The following is a 21,009-nucleotide window of genomic DNA, read 5'->3' on the forward strand; positions in this document are numbered from 1 at the left end:
CTGACCGAGATCAGCCAGGAGGCCGACATGCGCAACTGTTTTGTCGAGATGGGCGCCTGGGAAGAAGACACCGAAAAGCGTTGGTAGGGCTTACGTTGGTTTTTGGTTCCATTGCTCCCCAAACCCCGGTTTGAGCGCTTCTCGCAGTAGCTACCGCAGCGGGGTAAGCAGCTCACCAATGCGGCGAACCCTGCGAAAGATGATTTGCGCGATCGATTCATGACCCGTGGCAATCACGCCAAACAGCCCTGCCAGGAGAAGTGCCCAGAAGCTGTTGCGCTTCCAGTTCCCTGCCTCGGCCAACGCACTCTGGCGATGCTGTTCGGCACGATCAGACAGAGACGGGCTTTCTGGGCCAAGCGCAGTTGCCTCGATGGCGTAGGCAATGCCGGCGGGGACGGCAAAGTTGCCCTTGATCTTGCCCTCTCGCAGGTTCTTCGCTGTCAGAACAACCCACTTCGAGGAGCTGCCGCCGGCAACAGATGCCTGGGCTAGCACATACGCCCTGGCCACCTCGTCCAGATCCTCTCTGGAGCTGAGCAGGCGCTGAAGCGTCGGTAGGTTCTTCGACTCAACCGCGGAATAAAACTCGCTGGGCTTACTTGCTGTGCTCGTCGTACCCGGATCGAGTATCCCCAGAAACGCTCCCATGACGTGCGGCATCATGCCAATCATTACAGCTGGAACGATGTTGATAATGCGTCCGGTAATGACCGCAAGGCCTATGCCCGCAATCATTGCAACCGCACTGATCATTTTGAGCGCTGTGCTATTGAGGATCGAGTCGACGGCTGATTCGACCCCCATCAACCCGCCAATACCGCCGCCCTCGTGGCCCGATGCTTGGAAGGCCTTGGCGATCGCATCAGGAACCAGGATCTGGTCAATAGCCGTTGTTGGCTCTGCGGCGATACCCAGCGCGTAAAATACGCCCCCGAATATCGCCAGACCCAACGCGGTACCGCCGTAGATTAGGGTGCCTTTGCGTAGCTTTTTCGCCCGCAAGATCAGTTCCTGAAGGGGCGCGTCAAAAGGCGTCGGCGCTGTTGCCGGCGGTGCTGATTCGGGTTGGGCTCGAGGTGCTTTCGGCGCTGTCGGCTCAGCTATCGCTTCCGTTGTGGCTTGTTCGTGCTGGGCGGTGACGTGGACCGTGTGCCCAACTGCCTGGGGTAATAGCTTCAGATCCTGACCGAGCACACGCTGTGTCTTGCCGGCAACGAGACCACGAGATATTTCCTTTCTACGAGCACCGTAATTGGCGAGGAGTTTTTCGAGCTCTGCATCAGGAACGTCCTTCGCAGCGACTTTTCCATCAACAAGCAGCGTGTACAACCGCGGGGCACCCTCTGGCGTCTGCCTCGACAGTTCCAGCTCTTGACCGAGAACGCGCTCGCTCTGGCCAGCCATCAGCCTATTCAAGGTACTGTCCTTCACGACGCCATAGTCATTCAAGAGACCCGATAGCTGCGCTACGGGAATGTTTTCCTCTGCAACGAGGCCGTCGACCCGCAACCGGAACAGTTGGACTGGTTCTGTCATCAGTGAAGCTCCTTCACTTCATCAGTCCTGCCCAGGCGCTTCTGGAGATCGATACGCATGCCCTGGATTTCTTTTTCTGCGGCCTTGCGTTGAGCTACGCCCTCACGCTGAATTTTGATTACGTCTTCGACGGTCTGGATCAGCGTGGCCTGGACCTTCTGCAAGGTGTCCACGTCGATTACCAATCGCTGGTTAGCTTTGGCCGTCTCTACGGAGTTGCGGTGCAGCAGCTCGGCGTTGCGCTTGAGGAGATCGTTGGTGGTGTCGTCGATTTTGGTGGCCAGCTGGACGGCGTTCCGCTGCTCGTTCAGCGTCAAAGCCAGCATGAATTGGCGCTTCCAGGCCGGCACAGTGATTTCCCGGATGGTGTGGAACTTGTCCACCAGCATCTGGTTATTCGCTTGAATCATCCGAATCGTCGGGAGGCTCTGCATCGCAGACTGCTGGAGCGCCGTGAGGTCGCCAATACGCTTGTCGAGGTTGGAGATCAGTGCATCCAGATCCGCAACTTGCTGCAAGCGGGCCGGGTCGTTCCCGATGTTCGCCCGAAGCTGAGAAACCTGCATCTGTAGCTCCGCAAGGCGCTGCTTACCGGCGGCAATGTGGATGCCAAGCAGGCGATGCTCCTCGCGTACCGCAACGAACATGGACTCGAGGCCGGTGTTCCGAGCAGAAATGCCCGCTTGTGTTTGGTCGACTTCAGCAACGAGCTTTTCAATTTGCTCTCGCGTGGTGTCGAACTGACCCATGACGGACTTGCCGCGCAGGGTTACTTTGTCGATCAGCGGGCCGATGACAGGGATGCGCGAACGGCGATTGGAAAGCGCGCTGACATTGAGCGACTGCGCGACGGCAACCACCTCGCTCAGCTTTGCGCCGGCATCGTCCAGGTCGCTGTTACGAACCTGGTCGAGCAAGCTGTCGGCGTAGGAGGACGTGTGTTCTGCCACTTCCCTGCCGAACTGAGAAACCGAGAGCGGGTTTTCTGCCTGGATCAGTGCCGCTACAGCCTTGATCTGGGGGATGTCCTGTTCCTGGAGACCAAGAGCCTGAAGCCCAGCTGGAGTAAGCTCGGTGTTGGTAGTGGCGAGATCTGTCACGGTAATTTCCTGCTGCATGTTTTGCTCCTCAGTGCTTCACGCCATTCAGGCTTTCAGACAGGCTGGCCATCAGCGCCTGATGCGCCTTGCTGGCAGCCTCGACCATCGCCGGGCTCATGTGTTTGGTGGTGATCAGGGTAAGGGTGTGTTGCCGCCATACTGGAACCAGTACGGTGACTGTCTCTCGGAAGCGATCGAGCATGTCGAGGGCTTGGGCGCGGCTCAGCTTCATCTGGCTAACGCTCAGTTCGTGTGAGGCCAGAAGTGTTGCCAAGTTGGCGAGCTTTCGCGCCAGCCGCTCTCGCGGCCGATCAAACTCGATCTCCCCCTCCGCTACCGTCCCGATGAGAGGGTTCTCTTCGAGGAATTCGCGCCCGGCCTGGATGAACACTTTCAGTGCTTCCGCCTCTTCGGCGTGGGCAACGATCATTCTGCTGATGGCACTGACCGTATCGCGTACACCTTGGGCGTGTCCTTCAGCTTCGGCCAGTAGCTGTTCCAGTGTTGACCGGGCGACTTGATAGCGAACCTGCTTTTCCACGGCTCCGCCCAGAACCTTCTCGAACCAGGTCGGCTTCCGGGTAATCTGCTCCGGCGAGGCGTCGGCCATTTTCGAGAGGATTTCTGCGATTTTGGCCGCAAGCGCTGCCGCCGACCCGCTCTCCATGAGATCTGATAGTTGATCGATTTTGGCAGAGCTATCCGCTACGCCCCCGTACTCGCCGAGGCGAGCCGGGAAAGCAAACAACTCAGGGAGTACCTGCTGTTTGAGGTGGTCGATGTTGACCACTGAATGAGTCATGGCGGAAAATTTCTCCTTGGATTTGTTGGAGATCGTACCTGCCGTATTCCTTGGCGGGTTGTTATTTCAGACGCTTTTACCGACTGAAAGCGCAGCTCGAAGTCTTTGTATCGCGATCTCGAAATAACCCAAACCTCCCCGAGTCGCTTCAAAATGGCGCGAATAATCGCCTCATTTCCCTAGCTATGCGAGTTTCGACCTGAAGTCATTCAGGGGGTAGGTAGAGCGCAACCAGTGGCACGCATAGGCGAACGGCTCCCCGCATGTGCAGAGTGGTCGGCGAATGGACAATCCGGTCAAGCAGCCACGCCCACGATTTGACGAGCCGTTCTTCAGGAGGTGTTGAATCCTCCAGGTGCTGCTTGAATTCGGCGAACTTTGCGTGGCTATGCTCGAAAACGCCGGTCTGCCGGCAGATTTCGGCCAGGGCCCGGATGTCGTCACCGTTCTCAATCAGCGTCGAGCGCATGTCTGAGTCGTCTTGATCCATCGTGGAAAGCAGGTCGGTCATCATGCGGTCGATCAATCGCGACTCGTCTTGCTGGGGATCGTTGGTGTCTGGCATAGCTGTCTCCTTTGACTTGTTCGAAATCGGTTTTACCGGAGACTTCAAGAATCCCAAGCATGCGAGAAGACGAGACATTTCCACCAATGCCCTGCCGCGCGAGCACCCGCAAGCAACTGGCTGCGACCTGCGAGTTTTGCGGACAGATGAGTTTTGGTTTTGCGGCAGCGGACTGTGGGTGTGTCCTGAGCCAGCTCTTCCTGGAAGGGAAGAAGTCTGCATACCCCGGACGAGGCAGGCCGCGGGCCTCGAAATCAAGGGCTGCATCGTCAAAACGGTGACTTTCTCATCGCGGCAAGACAGCAAAAAGCCCAGCACTTCTGCTGGGCTTTTTGCTGTTCAGGGCGCTTGCTAGAACAACCTCGAATCAGGGGTGAAAAGCTCAACCTGAATAGTCGCGCTCTGTGCTTCTGGGTGCCGAGGGTTGAACAGGTAGTTCACCGTGCTCGGTATGATAGCGCTGGGCACTGGCAGTAGCAGTGCGTTGCACTCATCAAGGAACTGGTTACCAATGCCTCTGGTGAGCTCGGTCTCTGCCGACCAACCAGCCGGCAAAGTGGGCATCTGGGCTTGTGATACAGAGTCAGGCACTTCGATACGGAGAAGCTGCATCGTCGCCGGAAAATCCTCTGGATCAATTTCCAGATGAACAAGCACCTCGAGCATTGCTCCCGGCGGGCTGGTCGCGGTGTAGACGACCGGTCTGCCGGCCTGGTGCCAACGGCCGCTCACGCGCAAGCCGCCTGTCCCGCTCAAGTCAGCATATGAGCTGATCCGCCACAGAATCACAGAGCGAAGCCTTCGGCGATTTGCAGCAGCATCTCTTCAACCTGGCTTGTGCCTTGCTGAGTTGTGAGCAGTTGCATGGGCGTCAACCCAGAGAATCGTTCCTTGGGCTTGGAGAGCCATCGCTTGGCCTTGTCGGCGTCCCCAAAAATAGCCTCAGCCATCGCGGTGATGTGCGCCGATCGGAAGAGCCGGTCGCTTTCCTCGACAGTGAGGGGCTGATCGCGCTCGATCCGGTTTTTCAGGGTGCGCAGCGGGATAATCTGGTCTCGCTCCAGCGGGGTAACCACCCCCTCTTCAGTGAGCCTCATTAACCGCGCTGCGGAAAAGCCATGGCTGATTCTGGTGTGAATCTCGAAGTCGCTGGCAGACTCTGGGATCTCCAGCAGTATTTGTAAGCGCGCACGGTAAGCTGAATACCCGTGGTCGCGTAGGACTTCAGCAAGCATGATGGTTCTCCTGTCCGGCGTTTCCCGGTTAGTATGCGGGAAACGCCGGAGGATGCAAGCTTACCGTTTGGGTGGCCCGGCTGGCGGTCGCCTGCCGGTAGAGATGTGGCGGTCACTTTCAACCCATCCAGGATGATGCTCGAGGAGCGCCTTTGGTGGGTCAGCCTACTGGCTGCGTTGGCCAAACATGTCTGCTTGTTGGTTCGCTGGATCTGTTTTCGGCGTGTTGAGCGGGTGGCCTAGCTGCCGGCGCACCTCGGCGAGCCACGCCTTGTAGGGAGTGTTTTTTCGTTCTCCCCACGGGTATGCCTCGGCCAGCGCCTTTCGGAGGGCCTGCTGGTCGCTTCGCCCTACGCGGCGAATTACCTCCCCAACAATTGGTGCTGCGCGATCTGCCCAGGACATGCTGATCCCCTTAACTTGTTCTCAACACGGCAGCATAGGCGCGCAGCACCTCACCGCGAAGCGCGCGATCCAGCTTCACAAGCCCCAAGGCAACACCGTAGAAGCCGCCCTCGGGCGCAGGCTCAATCTCGACACCAGGGAAGTTGGACACGAAGGCCATAAAGCCCACCTCGAACTCATCAGCGCCTTTGGCGGCACGGAGCAGGGTAAGGTCGTCGGTTGCGGCTACTTGCTCAAGAGCGCTGGCCAAGTAGTTTCGCCACATGCGGCTGTCATCACCGCCAGGCATCAGGGCTGCAATCTGTGCCGCGATACTCAATTTCTGCTCAGTCATTTCGGTTTCCCTAGCTTCGGGTGGTGTTCAGCTCAGTTGTCCAGCAGCCGGCGACAATCTTCGGTCATGACTCGAACCTGCTCGCGTAAGTCCATCATTTCATGTTCGCGGATTACCCTCGGGTGCAACTCGCGCAGGCGGTCATTGATACGATCTGCCGTGTGTAATAAAGCTGGCAGGTCGATAGCCTCGATCAGTGTCGAGATATCGCGATGCAGCTCGGCCAAGGCGGCTACCCGAGCCTGTAAGTGGGTCACCATCGCGGAGTCTAGTTTGATCAAGGGCATGGTCCATTTTCCTAGGTCAGATTTCGGTACTACCGATCCACTGGCCACCCAAGTAGCCATCGGCGCCGTCAGGAGTAACCGCTTCATGCTCTACAGCAGTGGCTACCAGCTGCGCATGCGTCCACCCGGACTCAGGCGCTGGCACCGTGACAAGCACGTCGCCGGCGAGCGAGCGGATTTCAAACGCTGAGTGCATTACCACACTCAAGATATCCGGCTCACCAGCTTCTTGTTCGGTCACAAGGTGCAACATGGCGGGTTTCCTCAAACACCTTCTATCTTGGAGTCCAGTTGAGCTTTTGCAGCCGCCGCGATGCGGTCTACGCCTTCTTGCCCAAGGATTTCCAAGGCAGTCGGCATCAGAGCAAAGGGATCATTACTTACGCCTGTGGCCATCAGGTGCTCACTGAGTTTATTGGCCTGAGCAATGTGCTCTACGAAGTAATCGACACAGCCATGGACACCATTGTTTTCAGCGACTTTGCAGATCGTTTCGGCATGATCGCCGTTGAGCACAAAGAATACGCGCTCGCGCAGGACGATAGCTGTCGTATCACTGCCATAGTCGCCGCTACGCGGGTTGTAACTGACGTGAACGTCAGAGCCAAAGCTTCGCGTTACGTTGGGGGAAGGCGAATGCGTAACTGGGCAGAAGCTGCTCTTCATCCCTGTGGACTTCTTCGAGAGTACGGATTGCATGACGTTTTCCTTGAGAGGCAGTCTCGGGTTTGAGGCTTTCAGCATCGCACGAGATTTAGAGAACCCAAGAACGCATGCTTTCGATGAAGGCGCTCAGGACTTGGCCGGGAAAGGAGGGATATTTCTTCCTTTCGGATCAGCCGCAGCATTCCACGACCACCACCCTGCCCCGCCGTACTCCCGATTGTACCAAGCCGTTTTGACGGCCTTCCGTTCCAGGTAGGCAGGTGTGCTCATGCCGAACACTTCCAGGGGGTAGTCCTTACCCGTGTCCAAAAGCCAGAAGTCAGGGAAAACCTCACTTTCATCAGCGTCGTAGCGAAGAGGTTTATCGAAGCTGCGGCCAGCGGCGTGGAGCATGGCCTCAATCACCCCTTCGTAATCTGAGTCGACAGGAATCCAACGCTCACTGACCTGCATCAGGGCCAGCTCAACGACATCTGCTTGCGAAAACGACTCGCCCTTCCGCGGCGTAACCTGAGCGATGGCGATAACTCGACTTCCGCGCTTCCAGGCGGAAAGTTCTCTCTCGAATCTGCGGGCGGCGGTTGCCCAGGCTGCCGGGGGCAAATTCAGCATGGGCATCCCGAAGGGCCCGGCCAGAGGCAATCTGCTGATGTCTCCAGAATGGCGTTCAGGGTTATAGCGGGCCAGCGGCGATATCGCGACGAGCCGGAGATCTCGAGTCATCGCCGCCTTGGCGATCGCCTGGTTGCGAGCCGCCCCCTTGCTGTCCTTTTGTGCAGCCAACAGCAGCACTTCGCTCAACTTCATTCGGCTTGCGGCTACACGTTCAGCAGCTTGCAGAAGCGCGTAGTTCACAATGCCACTGTTGCGCTTGCCCTCCATTGCTGGATACCAGGTAGAGAGTCGAGACTCAGACCAAAGCAGGTGCAGAAGCCCAAGCAACGTCATAGCCGGCTTGCTCTTTCCGGGCGATCTTGTCACCGAGGTGCTTTCGCTTTCCTCGGATCGAGGGGCCTGGACTCGAATGCCTCGAGCCAGGCGCACGCGAATGCTGCCATCTTCGCCCTCCTCCACTACGCCAACGGCATACCCTTGCATACCGGAACGCTCCGGGGCCGGCGCGTAGTACCGACAATCGTTTGAGTGCTCATGACCTGTACCGGCGAACCGCGCCAGGTGAAAACCATCGCTATCTTCACGTCGCTTGATCGAGAGTTTTCGGGAACCGCTGCTTGGGCACTGGCAAATTGCATGAGTGCCGTAGGCCTTCTCCAAAACGATTTTCCAGTTTTTTGCGTACTGCTGATCGGTCTGGAACTCCGGCGAGTAACGTTTCCCAGAGATCAGTACGGGATATCGACGGTTGAGCATGATCTTTTCTCTCCTGATTCGGGTCAGGCAATCGCCCGCTGCCGGCGGGCATAGGCTGCTTCAGCACGGTTTGCTTCGATCTGTATATGCAGCTTGACCAGCAACTCATATCCGGACTTGGGGCTCATGAGCGCAATACCGAACAATTCGTCTGCTGGAATGCTCCCGCACTCCCCATGAAACCGGCCCTTTCGCTCAATCATGGAAAATATCCCTTCGAGGTATCCGGTCTCAACGGCCTCAGCAGAAAGGCTGGGGTTTTTCAGGTCGAAGATCTCTCCGGTTGGCCACGCCAGCCCATCAAGTGGGGGGAGGTTTTCCAGCGCCCAGTGACCAGTACGCATGACTGCACGCGCTATCTCGTAATGTTCCTGGTCAGTCTGATACCAGCTATCGACGGAAAGGAGCTGGTGGCGGGCCTGGTCAAGGCATTCGAGCTGCTTGGCGCGTGTAGCGCGCTCATCATCAGAAAGGCTGTCGAAGCCATCGATCCATACAGGGAGGATACGCAGCGCCTCCCATCGCAGCAGGCATCGCATCAGGGACGAGCGGGTACCGCTCATGACTACCTCGCCTGGTTCCAGTAGCTGATTGTGGCTGTTGTGCAGGCCGACGATGCAGTTTGCATGGAGCCAGCGGTTTCTCTGGATGAAGTCGTGAATCGCTTCAGGCTCGTGCTCAAGCGGATCTACGCCGTCGGGGATGCTGAATGCCTTGGGCGAGAGAGTGACCATTTGTCGGTCAGCGGAGTACGCCCTCATTTTGCCGAGGGCGCAGAGACTGCGGATTTTCATGAGAGCGAATCCTCCTGGTGTATTCGATCAGGAGGCTATCGCGGGAGGAGGAGAAGGAGATTCGTTTTCAGGACGCTGGAGCGTCGGAATTACTCACGTTGTCTTGCGGGCGGTACTCAGGCAAGCCGCAACCACCAAGCAGCTGGGGACGCTGACGAATAAATTCACCGTACCAGTGCTGACGGTGAACTTCATCGGAATGGTCGGGCCAGGCACCATGCACCATCCGATAGATCCGCATGAGGTAGTCGTCTTGCGTGGCCATGTGGCTGACGTGCCACGGGCATTCTGTGAATAGATTCGTTTGAGATTGGATCTGCTCAACCACCTCTCGATGTTCATCCAGTCGCTTGGAGATGTTTCGAGCAAACTGGAGTTGATCCCTAACAACTGCCACCCGAATGAAGCCCAAACGCTGGGCGATTGCATCGATCATCATTCTTTTCCTACTGAAGAGGGAGTATCGGGAGCCCGCAGAATTCGGGAAAATTCGTACGCTAAGGTTTTCGCGAGCCAAGGTTGGCTGGGTTTTCAATGACTTAGCGAACCATGGCTAGCGCCGGGCCTTTTCAAACGCGGCCGTGACGGTCTTGGCCAGCGAATCCATCATCGCCTTGCGCTGATTGAAGCGGCCATCAGGCAAATCGATGACCTCATAGGAGACGTGACTGCCGCCGAGCTGCGCAGGTTGCAGCACGATCCGTCCCAGCTCGCCCAGGGTGTCGTGACGCAGGTTGAAAGCAAACCGGCCACCTTCCAGCAGCTCACGCTCAGCCTTGATCTCTTTCGGAAACATAACGACCTCACACTTGGGATTTGAATGTCCAGGTCTCGCGAGTAATCGCGGCGATGGTGACGGCTAGAGCCTCGGACGGGCCGTCCGCGATCAGGCAGCGCTGCCAGGGCTCCGGCTCCATCGCCGGGGCCTTCGACTGCACGCGCACGGTGATGTACGCCTTGAAGCTCGGTGGCAATTCTTCTGCCTTGGCATCCCATTCAAGCCGGGAAGGCACTCCGCCATAGCGCAACTCAAGCAAACGCTTGGCGTCATCCAACCTCTGTGTTGGCTTCAGGCCCTGCGCCTGGGCCTGCATGCCGAGCAGCTTCATCACCTTGTGATCGAGGAAGTCAGAGCCAGTCCGGTTCTCGGGGCGCTGAAGTTCCTTGATCAGATCGCCCATGGCCCAGCGCACGTCGATGTGCGGTGAGCAGCGTTCAGTTGTGGCTTCCCGCACCGCCCACTCTTCACCGTTTGGTCGCTGAGCCCAGTACCACTTCTCAGTTTCGGTACGCTCGAAGTCTGGTTCCCAAGCTCCTTGGGAGCTCAGGCTTGGAGTGCTCGCGTCAACCAGCACCTGTACAGCGCCGCCCAGCGCGAAACCCGCGACGATGAACATCAATACCGTCTGGCTCATCTCAGCACTGCTCGCCGAGGATAAGAACTGCCGCAGGCCCTCGTAATCGCCCATGGCCCAAACCATCAGACCGTAGAGCGGCATCATGGGAGCGAGTTTCGCTCCACCGACCATTGCCTGCTGAACGTATGGGCCAATAAACGGCCGATCAGCACTGTCCTTTTTCCGAGTCAGGATGCTGCTTACTGTTGTACGCACCCGTTGCATCTTGAGTCCCCACATTGCACCAACTTCCTTCAAATTCGGCCCGTCAGGTATTTTTTCACATAGAAAATGTCACTAGGCATGTTCCAAACCAATGCCGTGCATCAGAAGGCCATCCATTGTCAGTGTCTGACGGTCTGACTGTATCCTCTATTGGAGGAGCAAGAATTGCGCCTTTCCTACGGGCTCAGCCCCGAAGAACGGGGCTGGGATGTTGCGGGATTTTTTACCTATTCCAATGCGCTCCGACCAGTGCGGTCAGCCAATTCATTTCGGACAGCCTGGAGCTCGGCGACTTGGATCTCCACGCTATCCAGGGACGCATGCGGCGAGCCGCTTAGCAGCTTACGAATCAGCGAGCTGGCTTTGGCCGAACTGTTCAAGGCACGCTGCTCAAGGTCTTTTATTTCGCGGTTCAGATGGCCCGATGAATGGCGGCCGGGATCGTTACTCATCGCCCTTTCAGGACAGACTGGTGCGATAGTTGGTGAGCGCATCCGCTGCTATCTGGGCAAGCTCGGAGTCGCGATCCATGATGCCTGTGGAGCCAGTTGCGATTTTCCCTAGGGCCTCGAGCAGCCCGGCAATCGCAGGGTTAGCGCGCAGCTTCTCCACCTCCTCCAACGCCATAGTCACATTCATGAATCCCAACGCCTTGGCTTTGCCCCATACCTCGTCGTACAGCTCGGCTTTGTAGCTCAGGCCAGAAATTACGCGCTCGGCGTCGGATTTGAACACCAGGGCATCATCGTTGATTGCATTGTCGAAGTTGATCCGATCGCTGCGGGTTTCGATGTAGGTCGTCTCTTCGTCGTAGCTCATCACTTCGATGGTGGCTACGACTTCAAGCTCCGGTTGGGCTTCGCTGGTTTGCTTGCTCATTACGCTTCCCTTGATCAGTTGATGTGGCCAGCATCCCATGGGTTGAAAAACTCCCAACCACGGACGGCTGGTGGATGAGCCAGAACGCCACGTCCGGCTCAACTGAGCAGGGTGATCAGCTCCGGAATTTCACCGGCTGTGTTCTGAGCTCGCGTACCACCACTGTTCCGGCGAGCTTGTCGTGCCACCCCTGCTTACGGCGATCGAATGCCGCCCAGAAGAAGCCAAGTCCCAGCGGTAGGGTCGACACTACATAGCCGAGGTACCGGCCGATGCACTGTCGAACGCTTGCGGTGTTGCCGCTTTCAGCGTCGAGCACCCGCAATTTCAGCGCCATCTTCCCCGGCGTAGCCTGGAGACGACGCCACAGAACTACCGTCAGGATCGCTGGCAGGACAAAGTTGATTGCTAAATCCGCTGGCCCTTGGATCAGCTTGTCGCTGCTGAAATAGCCCGTGCCATAGATCATCATCAGGAGCGGCAGGGAAACCAGGGTGAAAAGGATGCCGTCAACAATGCACGCCCCTGTTCTCGCCCAGAAACCCGCGTATTCAAGTTGTTCGTTCTGCATGAAAAATATTCCCTGTGATTGGTTGGCAAGCCACTTTGGCTTGGCCTGATGCTATCGGGCTGGGAACTAGGCCGGGCGCGTTTTCACGCTGGTTTTGTGCCTGAAATGGAGGTCGTCCAACAGCCTGTTGGACAAATTCGGCCCGGCTATTGGAGTTGGGTTTTCTGCGGACGCATTCACCCTGAAGGCTATCCAGTTCAATCGAGTCATTTGCATGAGCCAGAAAAACTCCAAAGAGCCACTGACCTTCACCGCTCGCTTGGTGAACTCCCATCACGGTTTTCAGGATTTCGATATCGACGGGCATCCTGTGGTGCGGCGTGCCTGTGTTCCGAATTCGATCAAGAAGGGCGAGCACTTCAACGTCTATCACGGGGAAAGCTCGAAGTCGGGCGCTGTATGGACAGGGACGCTCGGTGACTCCCTCCGCAAATTTGCGCTCATCTGAGGGGTGCCTATGTGTTTCCCTCGTAAACCCAGTCTTGGCCGGTACAGCGCGACCAAGGCTGATTGGTGTCGGTGCTACCGGCAAGCCCGCATTGCTGCTGGCAGCGGCTTAGCTCCCGACCCGAAGTCATCTGGTATCGCCTGGAAGGCCCAGCTCATCGTCGCTTTTGAACGCCGAGGCCACGATCCTCTGGCGTATCCCGTCCAGTGTCGGCTCAATGCTCATCGGATCATCAATGAAATTCGAGCCGAAGAAATCTCCCTGGAACATGTGAAGGACTGACCTATGACCCTCTATTTCGAGTGGATCGGAAGCCTCTGTGGCGTCCTCGGCGCGCTGATGATCTCCACCAATACCCGTGTTTCTCCGTGGGGATGGTGGCTATTCCTCGTGTCGAGCTTGAGCCTCTGCTGCTACGCCGTTCTCGCGCAGGCCTGGGGATTGTTGCTGCTGAATGGTTGTTTCGTTGCTACGAACATTACCGGGCTGATCCGCTGGTGGTACCCCGCTGTGTCGGCCATGCGTTCAACTTGCCATGCAGGCGTCAAGGGGTAGGCCGCTTGCTCGACCTTCGGCAGAGTGCGTGCTTGACGGCTTGGGTTTTGCGGAATGGTCGGCATGCTGGGGGGCATTCGTCACTGGGAGCCACCACATGCAACTATTCAACCCGATCCACAAGGCAGAGCTGATCTCTATCGTCGAAGAAGCGTCAGCAAAAGCAGCGAAGAATGCGGGTGTTGTCCAGGAGTTGGTTTTCCCGCACATCTACTTCGTTCTCAGCAAACGCCTCAGCGTGGTAGACGGGGCATCGGCTACTGCGGAGGCCAAAGATTCTGCTCTGTTGGCTGCTCTCACTGAGGCAAAAAAAGCGCTTCAGGATTGCGTGTCGGTGATGAGCAACGACTTGGGGGGCTTAAAGCTGATACAGCCAGAGTTGGCGAGTGCGCGCCAAGCATTGGCGGCAGTCGATGCGGTGCTTGTTGTTCAGTGACCCTCTGTTTCGATTGAAAACAAAAAGCCCGGCTCTAGACCGGGCTTTTTGCTACCTGCAATATGCAATTCGTCAGCGCTATATTTTCGAGAACATTATGGCTATCGGCTTCATTATCTGGATACCCCAGTCGAAAAGCTCGAATCGAAGTAGGCCCAGCAGGCAGGTGATAAAGAATCCCACCACGATCCCTACCAGGAAGACCGAGTACAAAGTTCCAACGCCTGGGCTACTGGATTCGCCCCCCTCTCTTTCCCCTCCCCAGTTCGGAACTTTGATGCGAAGCCGCTCGCGACGGAAATCTTTTGGGTTGTAGTAGGCATCCTTTACCGGATCGTTCTCTGAGCGGTCTGTCTGATTCCCTTCGCGGGCGCGTTGCCTCGCTCGCTCCTGCATGTACTCCCTATCGTCCAGTCCCACATACGTCTCCTACAGTTTTCCGAGAAACGAAAGCAACCCAACCACGGAGCCAGCCAACGTCGATACAGAAAAGGTCAAATCCCGCATTGCCCTGCGTTTCTTGTCGATCCTTCGCGCCAGCAATGCTCCGAACAATGCGCCAGCGAGCGAGCACCCAACGAACATGAAGATTTTCGCGTGGAATTCGGCTATTGCTGCGGCCACATAGGGTGGGAGCGAAGATTGAGCCAGCGCTGACGCCGGTGCAGCCAGTATCAGCAAAACGGCAGAGAAAAATTTCATTGGCTTGAGCGTCCACCTGTCTCTGAATGTGGGGCCAATTTTCGCTCGGAGCGTGCGCTCATTTTGCTGTTTTCACGCAACGTTTTCGTCGGATTTAATGGGCCGCTACTACTTGGGTTTTCCAGAAAGTGGGGGAAGCTGAACTCATAGCAAACACGGAGTTTAGCCAAGTGAATCAGCAAGTAGCCCAAGTCCTCCCCCTCGGCCGTATCCGCCGCAACCCGCAAATCGACCCGCGTAAAGGCCGGAAGAAGTCCGCTTATGAGCAACTGGTACGTTCGATCAGCGCTAAAGGCATCATCCAGCCGATTCTGGTCAGGCCTGTAAGCGATGACCCGAACTACGACCATGAGGTGGTCGCTGGCAACCGGCGCTGGACTGCGGCCCACGATGCGGGCTTGATCGAGGTTCCCGCCCTGATCCGCGCTATGAGCGATCAGGAAGCGCGGTTGATTGCTGCGCTGGAGAACCAGGTGCGGGCTGACCTGACGCCAATCGAAGAAGCCCAGCATGCCGTAATTTTGCTGGAGGACATGGCCAACGACCACTTGGCGGTGATGAAGGCCTTGGATTGGTCTAGAACCAAGCTCGACAGCCGCCTGCTGCTCGCCCATGCCTGTGATGCGGTGGCCGATGCCCTGCTGGAGGAGCAAATCAAGATTGGCCACGCTGAATTGCTGTGTCGTCTCCCTGCCCCCGATCAGGCGGGCATTCTGTCGAAGATCATCGAGAAGAATTATTCCGTCGAGCAGACCAGGGCGCGCCTGCTGGAGTTGACTCGGGACGTTTCGACTGCACGCTTTGACACCACCGAATGCCGGAGCTGCATCCACAACTCGGGCGCGAATGCCGATTTGTTCGAGGCAAGCCTTGGGGCGTCTCGCTGCCAGAACTCTGTCTGCTGGAACCGGAAAACCGAGCAGCTAATTTCTGTTCGGTTGATCGAGGCGCAGGAGGAGCACGCGGTGGTTCATAGCGAGCTGAATCTCGCGAAGGACTCATACGTGAAGCTCGTCGCACGGGGCGAGGATGGTGTGGGAGAGCAACAGGCAGCGGCGTGCGCTACCTGTGCAAGCTTCGGCGCAGTGGTCATGGTGTCGAGGGGGCGCGAAGGCGACGTGATCGGCGGCATGTGCTTCAACAAGCCTTGCCACAAGGAGAAAACCGCCGCCTACAAAACCGCCCTGGCCACCGTAACGAACACAGCACCAGCCACCGTTGCCGGGGGCGCTGTTGGAGCAGCCCCGGCCAAGCCGAAGGCCGCAAGCGCAAAGCCCACCCAGGTGAAGAAGTCGCTACGCCGTGAAGCCTTCGACCTTTACGCCCGCATGAGCAAGCAAGTCGTGCTCAATGACCGCTCGCTAGCGCTGGCAGTGGCCATCGTCAGCATGTATTTCGAGATGCGCAGCGAACTCAAGAGCGAGCTGCGGGCACAGATGGAAAAGGCCATGGGTGTCACAAGCGCCCTGATGACCACGGCTCGCGCCGATGCTGAAATTCGGCTTGCGCAACTCGGGGAGGAAAAACTCCTCACGTTCATGGGCAGCATGGCTGCCGCCTCGCTATTCCGCACAGATAGCGCTGACGCATTCGAGAAATCCGTGTCGGGTGCTCAGTCGCTCAAGTTTATGGAGTACGCCAACGTCGATCCGGCCAAAGGATTCGTGATGAACGAGAGCTACCTCAAGGCTCAGGTCAAGGCGGGCATTATCGAAGATTGCAAGCGTTCAGGCTTTGCCGCCGCCTACAACGAGGCGAAGGGCGAAAAGGCCTTTGAGGGGCTGGCCACCGGCAAGGCCAGCGCTCTGATCGACGCCATCCTAGCCTTCAAAGAGTTCAGCTGGTTGGGTTATTTGCCGCCTGCGTTACAACTATCGGCACAGGGCGGGAAGAACCCCGTTCACCAGCAATCCGAACCGACCCAAGCCTGACAGGGAACATCATCATGCAATCAACTTTTTTTTCCGTAATGGCCGCTGCACTGGCGGGCACTCAGCACCGCGTCAATGTGGCAATCGAAACCGCCTCCGCTGATGCGCTGAAGGTGATGGTTACCGCTGACCTCGGCCCGACACCTGAGAAGGCATCCGAACACGAAGTGCAGCTTCGCGCCGCCATGTGCCGCCCGCTGATCCTGGTAGGGAGTGCTGTTGAGATTGAGGAGGCGCTGATGAAGCGCCTGACACAGCATGTCCAGGCGCTGAATGAGGGGATGAGCCTGCTGGATGAAATCCGCTCGATTGGTGCGACGGTGCAGGCGAAAGCCGCCACGCCAGCTACTGAGCAGTCTGCAACGCCTGCCCTTGATGCCGATGCCGATGCCGATGCCGATGCCGATGCCGATGCCGAGGATGGTGACGCTGCGCAGGCAAATGGTGGTTCGGATGAACCCAATCTGAACCTTGCGGCCTCTTTCTAGGAATTGCATTCATGGCACTTGTTGAAATCTCTCTTGCCCGCGTTTTTCGTTACGCCGGTCGCGATCTCCCCGACCCGCAGCCCGAAATGTCCGTGGCTGATGTGCTGAAACACTATGCCCGTCAGTTCCCAAAGCTCAACGGAGCGAAAATCATCGACCCCATTGTGGAGAATGACAGCTATGTCTACGAGTTCCGAGACGGCGGATTCGGCGCAAAAGGTTGACCCGCTTGAAGTCCTGAAAGCGTGGGAGCGTGGCGAACTGGATCGCCACCTCCCGTCCGGTACCGAACCTGATTGTTTAGACCACCAGCAGAGACAAAGGCTATGGAAGTTGCTCTCCTCCCCCGCCAACCCCGGCACTATCGACTTCCACCTGCCGCGCTGACACCTCTTAGCCTGCCGAATGTTGGGCCTGTGATGCGTGACGCACAGGCCAAACTGTTCAGCCGGGACTATGCAGGGGTGGTCGACCACCAGGCTCATAGCATGCTGTGCCGAGAGGCCCTGGAAGCTGGTCTGGTAGCTGAAAGTTCAATCGAATGGCTTCGGCAGTACCCAAACAGCTATGGGCTGCACCGCCTCACGGGCGAGGTTGTACAGCGCCTTGGTGCGTCATTTGCCATCAACGATGAAGGCCTCTTCCCGCAACGCGCCAGCCTGCTGAACCGGCTGAACACCCCGTACGTCGATCCAGTTGCGACGGCATCCTACGCAATAGGCGCTGTAGAGGCAGGGTTGATCGGTCTTGATGCGCTCGCCCCTCATGTCGAGGCAGGCCCTGATGGGGCTGGCAGGATAATGGCGGAGCTAGAGCGCTCGTTGATCAGTCGAGTCAAGGTGCCCACAGCCGTCGAGGACGCCTACACCTTCGGAATCCAGGACGGCCATTTCATTCTGGAGTCGAGCTGCTTCGCTTCCTTCACGGTTCAAGCGCCAGCAAGCTTGGAACTGCGAGTGCTTCTTTTCAAAACACTCGACGCGATGACGCGCCATCTGCTGCCGTTCCACACGCCAATGACCTTCCTGGGGCCGCATAGCTACCTCAACCACGGTCTATCGGAGGCTTTCGAGGAGCTGTCTCCGCGCTTGGCAACCCACTCTAGAGAGGAACTGTGCGCCTTCCTGCTGGATGATTCGGTCGAGCATGATGATTACATCGCCGAATATCTCTACTGCCATGGCCAAGACGAGGACTCTGTAAACAGCCTGCTTGACGCCATCTACGAGATGGATGAGCTGAAACAGATAGCTGGAGCCACGCTTGGCCAGGGAGATCGGTGTGAGATCGAGGAGCTGTTCGATCAAGCGCGGCAAATCTGTGAGCGTGATGATGCACACGCCCCGTTGGTTCAAGTGCTGGCGGAAGCCTTGCAGCACTGCCTGGAGCATGAGGCCAGTGGATCGCTCAAAGAGTTCAACCCCCACGATTTCCCAGGCACAGCCGGTGATGGGGTTTCTCTTTTCGAGAGCATTCTGGTGTGCCTGACTAGGGATTTTCCAAATCTAGAGCAGAGTAGCTATGACGGTTTTGACGGCATTGTCAGCGGCTCTGGCTTCCCTGCAATTGGGTTACCGCTGAGTCCTGATCAACTGCGCACCGTCACCCTGCCAGTTCTAGATGCGCTTTCGCTGACGCTAGGTCTGTTGCAGCGAATCGCCGACGCTTTAGAGGAATGCGGTAATGCTGAGTGAAAAAGTTTCGAGCAAGGCCATGCTGATACACCACCACAGCCAGACCGGCGTGGTCACGGTCACCAGTCACGGCGTCATCGCGCTGGAAGATGGTAAGGCCGGCTTCACGCTGGGCGCTGGGAGGGCATTCAGCGCCTACGACAAATCCGAGCTGGCGGCTCTGCTGCTGAATGAGGATGCAGGGGCGGAATATCTCCCTGAGCATTACCTGTTCAGCTCACGCACCGTCTTGGCCTGGTACCGTCGCCCCGGTCTGCACGATATCCCCATCCTTGGCGAGCGCCTACGCGCCCCGCTGCCAGGCTTGGTCTTCATCGCTGCGGCCAACCAATCCTTCCGTTGCTTTGCGTTCAAGGGTAATCAGCGCCCGACGCCGGAAACGGAACTCTTCTATGCCCCGTTGGGGAATGTTTACCAAGGTGGAACCTTCTGCACTGGCAGCGGCCACGTTCCTCGCGATGTTCGACGTGAGAATATCCCGGCCTGGGAAAACTTCGTGCTGGAAAGCGACAATACCCACAGCGGCACGGTTGAGCCGGTGGCGGGCTGCCGCTCGTTTGAAGCCTTGAAGGAGTTCTATCGAGCACTGAGTGAGAAAGGATCGAAGCGGTTCCCAGCCTCGAAACTGGTTTCAGCTGGGTCGTACAGTGGCCCGCTAACGCTGGCACAAGCTATCAAAGGGGGTGCGCGATGAGCGTTCATCCGATCACGGCTCAGCAATCCCCGATCTACAAGACGCCAGCTTCGTGGGTTGAACGCGCACCACGCATTGTGGTTATCGGGGCCGGTGGCAATGGCAGCGAGGTGGTTGATGCGCTGGCCAGCTTCCACCATGCGCTTCGCTCCCTCGGCCATCCAGAGGGTCTGGAGGTCACGGTCATTGACGATGCAATCGTGCGCGAGCCGAATCTCGTACGTCAGCGTTTCTGGCCGTGTGACTTGGGCCAATTCAAAGCAATCAGCTTGGTGAATCGCTACAACCTCATGCTGGGTACGTCCTGGGAGGCCCTACCCTTCCGATTCCCAAGCAGCGAGACGACAGAGGTGATGCGCGCCGCCGACTTGATCATTTCCGCTGTTGACCTTTCTTCGGCACGGCGTGCAATTGCCAGCAGCTCGGTGCTTTCCAAGCACTGCATGTGGCTTGACCTCGGCAACGAGGCCAGACATGGGCAGGTTGTGTTCGGGGCTGCGCATAAAGACAGGCGCGGCCTCTACCCCAATGTGATGGATGCTTACCCCGAAATCGAAACGCTCGAGGATGACACCAAAAAGTCCTGCTCGGTCGCGGAAGCCATACGGTCACAGGACTGTTTGGTCAACCGTGCGGTCACGACTGCCGGAATGAGCATTGTGTGGGAGTTGCTGCGGACTGGTGAAACCGACAAGCACTGGATCACCGTGGATCTAGCGTCCGGTTGCCAGAACACTTTCCCCTTCCCCACCGTTGCGCGATGCGGTTAGGTCAAGGGCTATCGCGTCCGAGCTGATCGAGGCGTTGCTCCATTTGCGCTATGAGGTCTGCGGCTTTGACTTCGAGGATATTTGAGAGCCGCAAGATCAGTGGGAGAGTCGGTAAACTTTCCCCCCTCTCGATTTTTCCCAGGTGCGCCCGCTCAATCCCAGCCAGGAGAGCAAGTTTCTCCTGAGCCAGGCCTGATTTGATGCGCTGTTCACGTACGACATTGCCGAAAGCTCCTGCCACCTGAGGGTCAAAGCTCGATGTTCCAGCCGGTCGCCCGCGTGCGGGTGGTCGCTTCTCCATAGACAGGAGCGTTATCGGCAGGAACAATTAAAACCACGTTTAAGAATACCCGTTTCGCTATTTACGCTATGCCCGTTCGGCCAGCGGAGCGGTTTTGTATGCACACTCCCTGGTTAGGAACCGAAGATATGACTCACGTTGACCCCTCCGTACCTCAGCACTTGGCAGAGCTTTACCAAGAGCTGAACGCATCGAGAGCGACCCTTCTGGCACTGATCGAGGCAGAGGGTTCTGGCATCCATCGCCGGACACTGGATCAGCTTGACCGCATGATTGCAGAGATATTTTTTCCACTGGAGTCCGTCGTTTACGGCGAAGACGATGCTTCCTCCACGGACAACGCTGCGACTGTGACCCCGGCTGGATATGCGTGGCGTGTAATCGGTCGCAATGGAGAAGTCAGGACTCTCCGCTGTGACGAAACCGGACAGGAAATATCAGTCTCGATTGAGCGAGCGATAAACGACTTTGCCTTGGTGCCGACTCATTTGCCGGAAGTCTACTGTCCCGACCTCGATCTCACTCCGACGCAACTGGAGGGGAAATATGCACAGCGTGGCCACAACCACCCTTTCCTGACCAATTACCAGTGGCTCCAAGCGGTGCGCAACACCCAGACCCAGCTTGGATACTGGCAGTGGGTTTTGGCAGAACTGTCGGCACTGCACCGAAGTTCGCTGTCCTAACGCCGTCCTGAAAGCCGCGCCAATCTAGTTCGATCCACCTCGGGCCTTGGCGCAGGTTCCTTGATGCCTCCTGCCTATCTGCATCTCTCCCCCCAATTAACTCCTCTTCAATCGGTGTGGGAAAAGCCATCACT

The 21,009-nt window shown here is 57.5% G+C and carries 31 protein-coding genes; 10 read left to right on the forward strand and 21 right to left on the reverse strand.

All coding sequences use genetic code 11. The features are described 5' to 3' along the window. Positions 1-150: 150 nt before the first annotated feature. The 18 genes from G7020_RS18785 to G7020_RS18870 form a co-directional block, all read right to left on the reverse strand. Positions 151-1,539, reverse strand: coding sequence for a tellurite resistance protein (locus G7020_RS18785; RefSeq protein ID WP_124097872.1), 1,389 nt, complete (start codon positions 1,537-1,539; stop codon positions 151-153). Further along, positions 1,539-2,657 carry a toxic anion resistance protein gene (locus tag G7020_RS18790; protein WP_086223399.1) on the reverse strand — a complete coding sequence of 373 codons (1,119 nt, stop codon included), beginning with the start codon at positions 2,655-2,657 and terminating at the stop codon, positions 1,539-1,541. Before G7020_RS18790 ends, G7020_RS18785 begins: the two co-directional genes overlap by 1 nt. A gap of 10 nt (positions 2,658-2,667) precedes the next feature. Beyond that, positions 2,668-3,441 carry a tellurite resistance protein gene (locus G7020_RS18795; protein ID WP_011600753.1) on the reverse strand — a complete coding sequence of 258 codons (774 nt, stop codon included), beginning with the start codon at positions 3,439-3,441 and terminating at the stop codon, positions 2,668-2,670. A 205-nt stretch (positions 3,442-3,646) separates the two neighbouring features. Further along, positions 3,647-4,006, reverse strand: coding sequence for a hypothetical protein (locus G7020_RS18800; protein WP_016502323.1), 360 nt, complete (start codon positions 4,004-4,006; stop codon positions 3,647-3,649). 351 nt (positions 4,007-4,357) lie between these two features. Continuing rightward, positions 4,358-4,795, reverse strand: a complete 438-nt coding sequence (locus G7020_RS18805) for an RES family NAD+ phosphorylase (RefSeq protein ID WP_011078034.1) — start codon at positions 4,793-4,795, stop codon at positions 4,358-4,360. Then, positions 4,792-5,241: an antitoxin Xre/MbcA/ParS toxin-binding domain-containing protein gene (locus G7020_RS18810; RefSeq protein WP_011078033.1), complete on the reverse strand. Its 450-nt coding sequence runs from the start codon at positions 5,239-5,241 to the stop codon at positions 4,792-4,794. The genes G7020_RS18805 and G7020_RS18810 overlap by 4 nt, the downstream gene beginning before the upstream one ends. A gap of 415 nt (positions 5,242-5,656) precedes the next feature. After that, positions 5,657-5,980, reverse strand: coding sequence for a hypothetical protein (locus tag G7020_RS18815; RefSeq protein ID WP_047296954.1), 324 nt, complete (start codon positions 5,978-5,980; stop codon positions 5,657-5,659). 32 nt (positions 5,981-6,012) lie between these two features. Continuing rightward, positions 6,013-6,267 (reverse strand): hypothetical protein, encoded by a 255-nt coding sequence (locus G7020_RS18820; protein WP_047296953.1) that lies wholly within the window; start codon positions 6,265-6,267, stop codon positions 6,013-6,015. Between the two features lie 16 nt (positions 6,268-6,283). Further along, positions 6,284-6,520, reverse strand: a complete 237-nt coding sequence (locus G7020_RS18825) for a hypothetical protein (protein WP_047296951.1) — start codon at positions 6,518-6,520, stop codon at positions 6,284-6,286. 11 nt (positions 6,521-6,531) lie between these two features. Beyond that, positions 6,532-6,966: a hypothetical protein gene (locus G7020_RS18830; RefSeq protein ID WP_047296950.1), complete on the reverse strand. Its 435-nt coding sequence runs from the start codon at positions 6,964-6,966 to the stop codon at positions 6,532-6,534. Between the two features lie 93 nt (positions 6,967-7,059). Next, complete coding sequence (locus G7020_RS18835; protein ID WP_124097871.1) at positions 7,060-8,304, reverse strand: DUF1173 family protein; 1,245 nt, start codon at positions 8,302-8,304, stop codon at positions 7,060-7,062. Between the two features lie 23 nt (positions 8,305-8,327). After that, complete coding sequence (locus G7020_RS18840) at positions 8,328-9,098, reverse strand: hypothetical protein (RefSeq protein WP_084341315.1); 771 nt, start codon at positions 9,096-9,098, stop codon at positions 8,328-8,330. A gap of 67 nt (positions 9,099-9,165) precedes the next feature. Beyond that, complete coding sequence (locus G7020_RS18845) at positions 9,166-9,537, reverse strand: hypothetical protein (RefSeq protein ID WP_181086665.1); 372 nt, start codon at positions 9,535-9,537, stop codon at positions 9,166-9,168. A 114-nt stretch (positions 9,538-9,651) separates the two neighbouring features. Next, the gene (locus G7020_RS18850; RefSeq protein ID WP_033039694.1) at positions 9,652-9,894 is read right to left on the reverse strand and encodes a hypothetical protein; all 243 of its coding nucleotides are present in this window, start codon (positions 9,892-9,894) and stop codon (positions 9,652-9,654) included. A gap of 7 nt (positions 9,895-9,901) precedes the next feature. Beyond that, a complete protein-coding gene (locus G7020_RS18855; protein WP_084341314.1) occupies positions 9,902-10,735 on the reverse strand; it encodes a hypothetical protein in 834 nt (277 codons plus the stop codon). A 212-nt stretch (positions 10,736-10,947) separates the two neighbouring features. Beyond that, positions 10,948-11,172 carry a hypothetical protein gene (locus G7020_RS18860; RefSeq protein WP_084341313.1) on the reverse strand — a complete coding sequence of 75 codons (225 nt, stop codon included), beginning with the start codon at positions 11,170-11,172 and terminating at the stop codon, positions 10,948-10,950. A 7-nt stretch (positions 11,173-11,179) separates the two neighbouring features. Continuing rightward, the gene (locus G7020_RS18865) at positions 11,180-11,599 is read right to left on the reverse strand and encodes a hypothetical protein (RefSeq protein ID WP_084341312.1); all 420 of its coding nucleotides are present in this window, start codon (positions 11,597-11,599) and stop codon (positions 11,180-11,182) included. Positions 11,600-11,714: 115 nt separating this feature from the next. Continuing rightward, positions 11,715-12,170 carry an RDD family protein gene (locus tag G7020_RS18870; protein ID WP_083377966.1) on the reverse strand — a complete coding sequence of 152 codons (456 nt, stop codon included), beginning with the start codon at positions 12,168-12,170 and terminating at the stop codon, positions 11,715-11,717. Positions 12,171-12,384: 214 nt separating this feature from the next. On the opposite strand from G7020_RS18870, the gene G7020_RS18875 reads away from it, so the two are divergent. The 3 genes from G7020_RS18875 (at position 12,385) to G7020_RS18885 (ending at position 13,609) form a co-directional block, all read left to right on the forward strand. Continuing rightward, positions 12,385-12,618 (forward strand): hypothetical protein, encoded by a 234-nt coding sequence (locus G7020_RS18875; protein ID WP_096079078.1) that lies wholly within the window; start codon positions 12,385-12,387, stop codon positions 12,616-12,618. A gap of 285 nt (positions 12,619-12,903) precedes the next feature. Further along, positions 12,904-13,173 carry a nicotinamide mononucleotide transporter gene (locus tag G7020_RS18880; protein WP_078459335.1) on the forward strand — a complete coding sequence of 90 codons (270 nt, stop codon included), beginning with the start codon at positions 12,904-12,906 and terminating at the stop codon, positions 13,171-13,173. Between the two features lie 97 nt (positions 13,174-13,270). Beyond that, positions 13,271-13,609: a hypothetical protein gene (locus tag G7020_RS18885; RefSeq protein WP_128655765.1), complete on the forward strand. Its 339-nt coding sequence runs from the start codon at positions 13,271-13,273 to the stop codon at positions 13,607-13,609. Between the two features lie 78 nt (positions 13,610-13,687). On the opposite strand, the gene G7020_RS18890 is transcribed toward G7020_RS18885, so the two are convergent. After that, complete coding sequence (locus G7020_RS18890; protein ID WP_128655763.1) at positions 13,688-14,029, reverse strand: hypothetical protein; 342 nt, start codon at positions 14,027-14,029, stop codon at positions 13,688-13,690. A gap of 9 nt (positions 14,030-14,038) precedes the next feature. After that, on the reverse strand, positions 14,039-14,311 hold the full coding sequence (locus G7020_RS18895) for a hypothetical protein (RefSeq protein WP_033039663.1): 273 nt from the start codon (positions 14,309-14,311) through the stop codon (positions 14,039-14,041). A gap of 170 nt (positions 14,312-14,481) precedes the next feature. On the opposite strand from G7020_RS18895, the gene G7020_RS18900 reads away from it, so the two are divergent. The 6 genes from G7020_RS18900 to G7020_RS18925 all read left to right on the forward strand — a co-directional run bounded on the left by G7020_RS18900 (position 14,482) and on the right by G7020_RS18925 (position 19,888). Continuing rightward, positions 14,482-16,242, forward strand: a complete 1,761-nt coding sequence (locus G7020_RS18900; RefSeq protein ID WP_128655761.1) for a PRTRC system ParB family protein — start codon at positions 14,482-14,484, stop codon at positions 16,240-16,242. A 14-nt stretch (positions 16,243-16,256) separates the two neighbouring features. Continuing rightward, positions 16,257-16,730 (forward strand): hypothetical protein, encoded by a 474-nt coding sequence (locus tag G7020_RS18905; RefSeq protein ID WP_181086666.1) that lies wholly within the window; start codon positions 16,257-16,259, stop codon positions 16,728-16,730. Positions 16,731-16,741: 11 nt separating this feature from the next. Further along, entirely contained in the window at positions 16,742-16,954 is a 213-nt protein-coding gene (locus G7020_RS18910; protein WP_017516400.1) for a PRTRC system protein C, read from the forward strand. Between the two features lie 195 nt (positions 16,955-17,149). Further along, a complete protein-coding gene (locus G7020_RS18915) occupies positions 17,150-18,424 on the forward strand; it encodes a hypothetical protein (protein ID WP_181086667.1) in 1,275 nt (424 codons plus the stop codon). Then, positions 18,414-19,118, forward strand: coding sequence for a PRTRC system protein B (locus G7020_RS18920; RefSeq protein WP_124097860.1), 705 nt, complete (start codon positions 18,414-18,416; stop codon positions 19,116-19,118). The genes G7020_RS18915 and G7020_RS18920 overlap by 11 nt, the downstream gene beginning before the upstream one ends. Next, on the forward strand, positions 19,115-19,888 hold the full coding sequence (locus tag G7020_RS18925) for a PRTRC system ThiF family protein (protein ID WP_124097859.1): 774 nt from the start codon (positions 19,115-19,117) through the stop codon (positions 19,886-19,888). The genes G7020_RS18920 and G7020_RS18925 overlap by 4 nt, the downstream gene beginning before the upstream one ends. Before the next feature lies 1 nt (position 19,889). Here G7020_RS18925 and G7020_RS18930 read toward each other — a convergent pair whose 3' ends face one another. Next, positions 19,890-20,189 (reverse strand): helix-turn-helix domain-containing protein, encoded by a 300-nt coding sequence (locus G7020_RS18930; RefSeq protein WP_124097874.1) that lies wholly within the window; start codon positions 20,187-20,189, stop codon positions 19,890-19,892. Between the two features lie 128 nt (positions 20,190-20,317). Here G7020_RS18930 and G7020_RS18935 point away from each other — a divergent pair, with 128 nt between their 5' ends. Further along, positions 20,318-20,875, forward strand: a complete 558-nt coding sequence (locus G7020_RS18935) for a hypothetical protein (protein WP_124097858.1) — start codon at positions 20,318-20,320, stop codon at positions 20,873-20,875. Positions 20,876-21,009: the final 134 nt, after the last annotated feature.

This window comes from Stutzerimonas stutzeri (genome assembly GCF_013522825.1).
Lineage (GTDB): Bacteria > Pseudomonadota > Gammaproteobacteria > Pseudomonadales > Pseudomonadaceae > Stutzerimonas > Stutzerimonas stutzeri_AK.

Bases quoted from the DNA above. Each gene is read 5' to 3' on its own strand.
- G7020_RS18785 (WP_124097872.1), bottom strand. From the start codon at position 1,539: ATGACAGAACCAGTCCAACTGTTCCGGTTGCGGGTCGACGGCCTCGTT.
- G7020_RS18790 (WP_086223399.1), bottom strand. From the start codon at position 2,657: ATGCAGCAGGAAATTACCGTGACAGATCTCGCCACTACCAACACCGAG.
- G7020_RS18795 (WP_011600753.1), bottom strand. From the start codon at position 3,441: ATGACTCATTCAGTGGTCAACATCGACCACCTCAAACAGCAGGTACTC.
- G7020_RS18800 (WP_016502323.1), bottom strand. From the start codon at position 4,006: ATGCCAGACACCAACGATCCCCAGCAAGACGAGTCGCGATTGATCGAC.
- G7020_RS18810 (WP_011078033.1), bottom strand. From the start codon at position 5,241: ATGCTTGCTGAAGTCCTACGCGACCACGGGTATTCAGCTTACCGTGCG.
- G7020_RS18815 (WP_047296954.1), bottom strand. From the start codon at position 5,980: ATGACTGAGCAGAAATTGAGTATCGCGGCACAGATTGCAGCCCTGATG.
- G7020_RS18820 (WP_047296953.1), bottom strand. From the start codon at position 6,267: ATGCCCTTGATCAAACTAGACTCCGCGATGGTGACCCACTTACAGGCT.
- G7020_RS18825 (WP_047296951.1), bottom strand. From the start codon at position 6,520: ATGTTGCACCTTGTGACCGAACAAGAAGCTGGTGAGCCGGATATCTTG.
- G7020_RS18830 (WP_047296950.1), bottom strand. From the start codon at position 6,966: ATGCAATCCGTACTCTCGAAGAAGTCCACAGGGATGAAGAGCAGCTTC.
- G7020_RS18835 (WP_124097871.1), bottom strand. From the start codon at position 8,304: ATGCTCAACCGTCGATATCCCGTACTGATCTCTGGGAAACGTTACTCG.
- G7020_RS18840 (WP_084341315.1), bottom strand. From the start codon at position 9,098: ATGAAAATCCGCAGTCTCTGCGCCCTCGGCAAAATGAGGGCGTACTCC.
- G7020_RS18845 (WP_181086665.1), bottom strand. From the start codon at position 9,537: ATGATGATCGATGCAATCGCCCAGCGTTTGGGCTTCATTCGGGTGGCA.
- G7020_RS18850 (WP_033039694.1), bottom strand. From the start codon at position 9,894: ATGTTTCCGAAAGAGATCAAGGCTGAGCGTGAGCTGCTGGAAGGTGGC.
- G7020_RS18855 (WP_084341314.1), bottom strand. From the start codon at position 10,735: ATGTGGGGACTCAAGATGCAACGGGTGCGTACAACAGTAAGCAGCATC.
- G7020_RS18860 (WP_084341313.1), bottom strand. From the start codon at position 11,172: ATGAGTAACGATCCCGGCCGCCATTCATCGGGCCATCTGAACCGCGAA.
- G7020_RS18865 (WP_084341312.1), bottom strand. From the start codon at position 11,599: ATGAGCAAGCAAACCAGCGAAGCCCAACCGGAGCTTGAAGTCGTAGCC.
- G7020_RS18870 (WP_083377966.1), bottom strand. From the start codon at position 12,170: ATGCAGAACGAACAACTTGAATACGCGGGTTTCTGGGCGAGAACAGGG.
- G7020_RS18875 (WP_096079078.1), top strand. From the start codon at position 12,385: ATGAGCCAGAAAAACTCCAAAGAGCCACTGACCTTCACCGCTCGCTTG.
- G7020_RS18880 (WP_078459335.1), top strand. From the start codon at position 12,904: ATGACCCTCTATTTCGAGTGGATCGGAAGCCTCTGTGGCGTCCTCGGC.
- G7020_RS18885 (WP_128655765.1), top strand. From the start codon at position 13,271: ATGCAACTATTCAACCCGATCCACAAGGCAGAGCTGATCTCTATCGTC.
- G7020_RS18895 (WP_033039663.1), bottom strand. From the start codon at position 14,311: ATGAAATTTTTCTCTGCCGTTTTGCTGATACTGGCTGCACCGGCGTCA.
- G7020_RS18905 (WP_181086666.1), top strand. From the start codon at position 16,257: ATGCAATCAACTTTTTTTTCCGTAATGGCCGCTGCACTGGCGGGCACT.
- G7020_RS18910 (WP_017516400.1), top strand. From the start codon at position 16,742: ATGGCACTTGTTGAAATCTCTCTTGCCCGCGTTTTTCGTTACGCCGGT.
- G7020_RS18915 (WP_181086667.1), top strand. From the start codon at position 17,150: ATGCGTGACGCACAGGCCAAACTGTTCAGCCGGGACTATGCAGGGGTG.
- G7020_RS18920 (WP_124097860.1), top strand. From the start codon at position 18,414: ATGCTGAGTGAAAAAGTTTCGAGCAAGGCCATGCTGATACACCACCAC.
- G7020_RS18925 (WP_124097859.1), top strand. From the start codon at position 19,115: ATGAGCGTTCATCCGATCACGGCTCAGCAATCCCCGATCTACAAGACG.
- G7020_RS18930 (WP_124097874.1), bottom strand. From the start codon at position 20,189: ATGGAGAAGCGACCACCCGCACGCGGGCGACCGGCTGGAACATCGAGC.
- G7020_RS18935 (WP_124097858.1), top strand. From the start codon at position 20,318: ATGACTCACGTTGACCCCTCCGTACCTCAGCACTTGGCAGAGCTTTAC.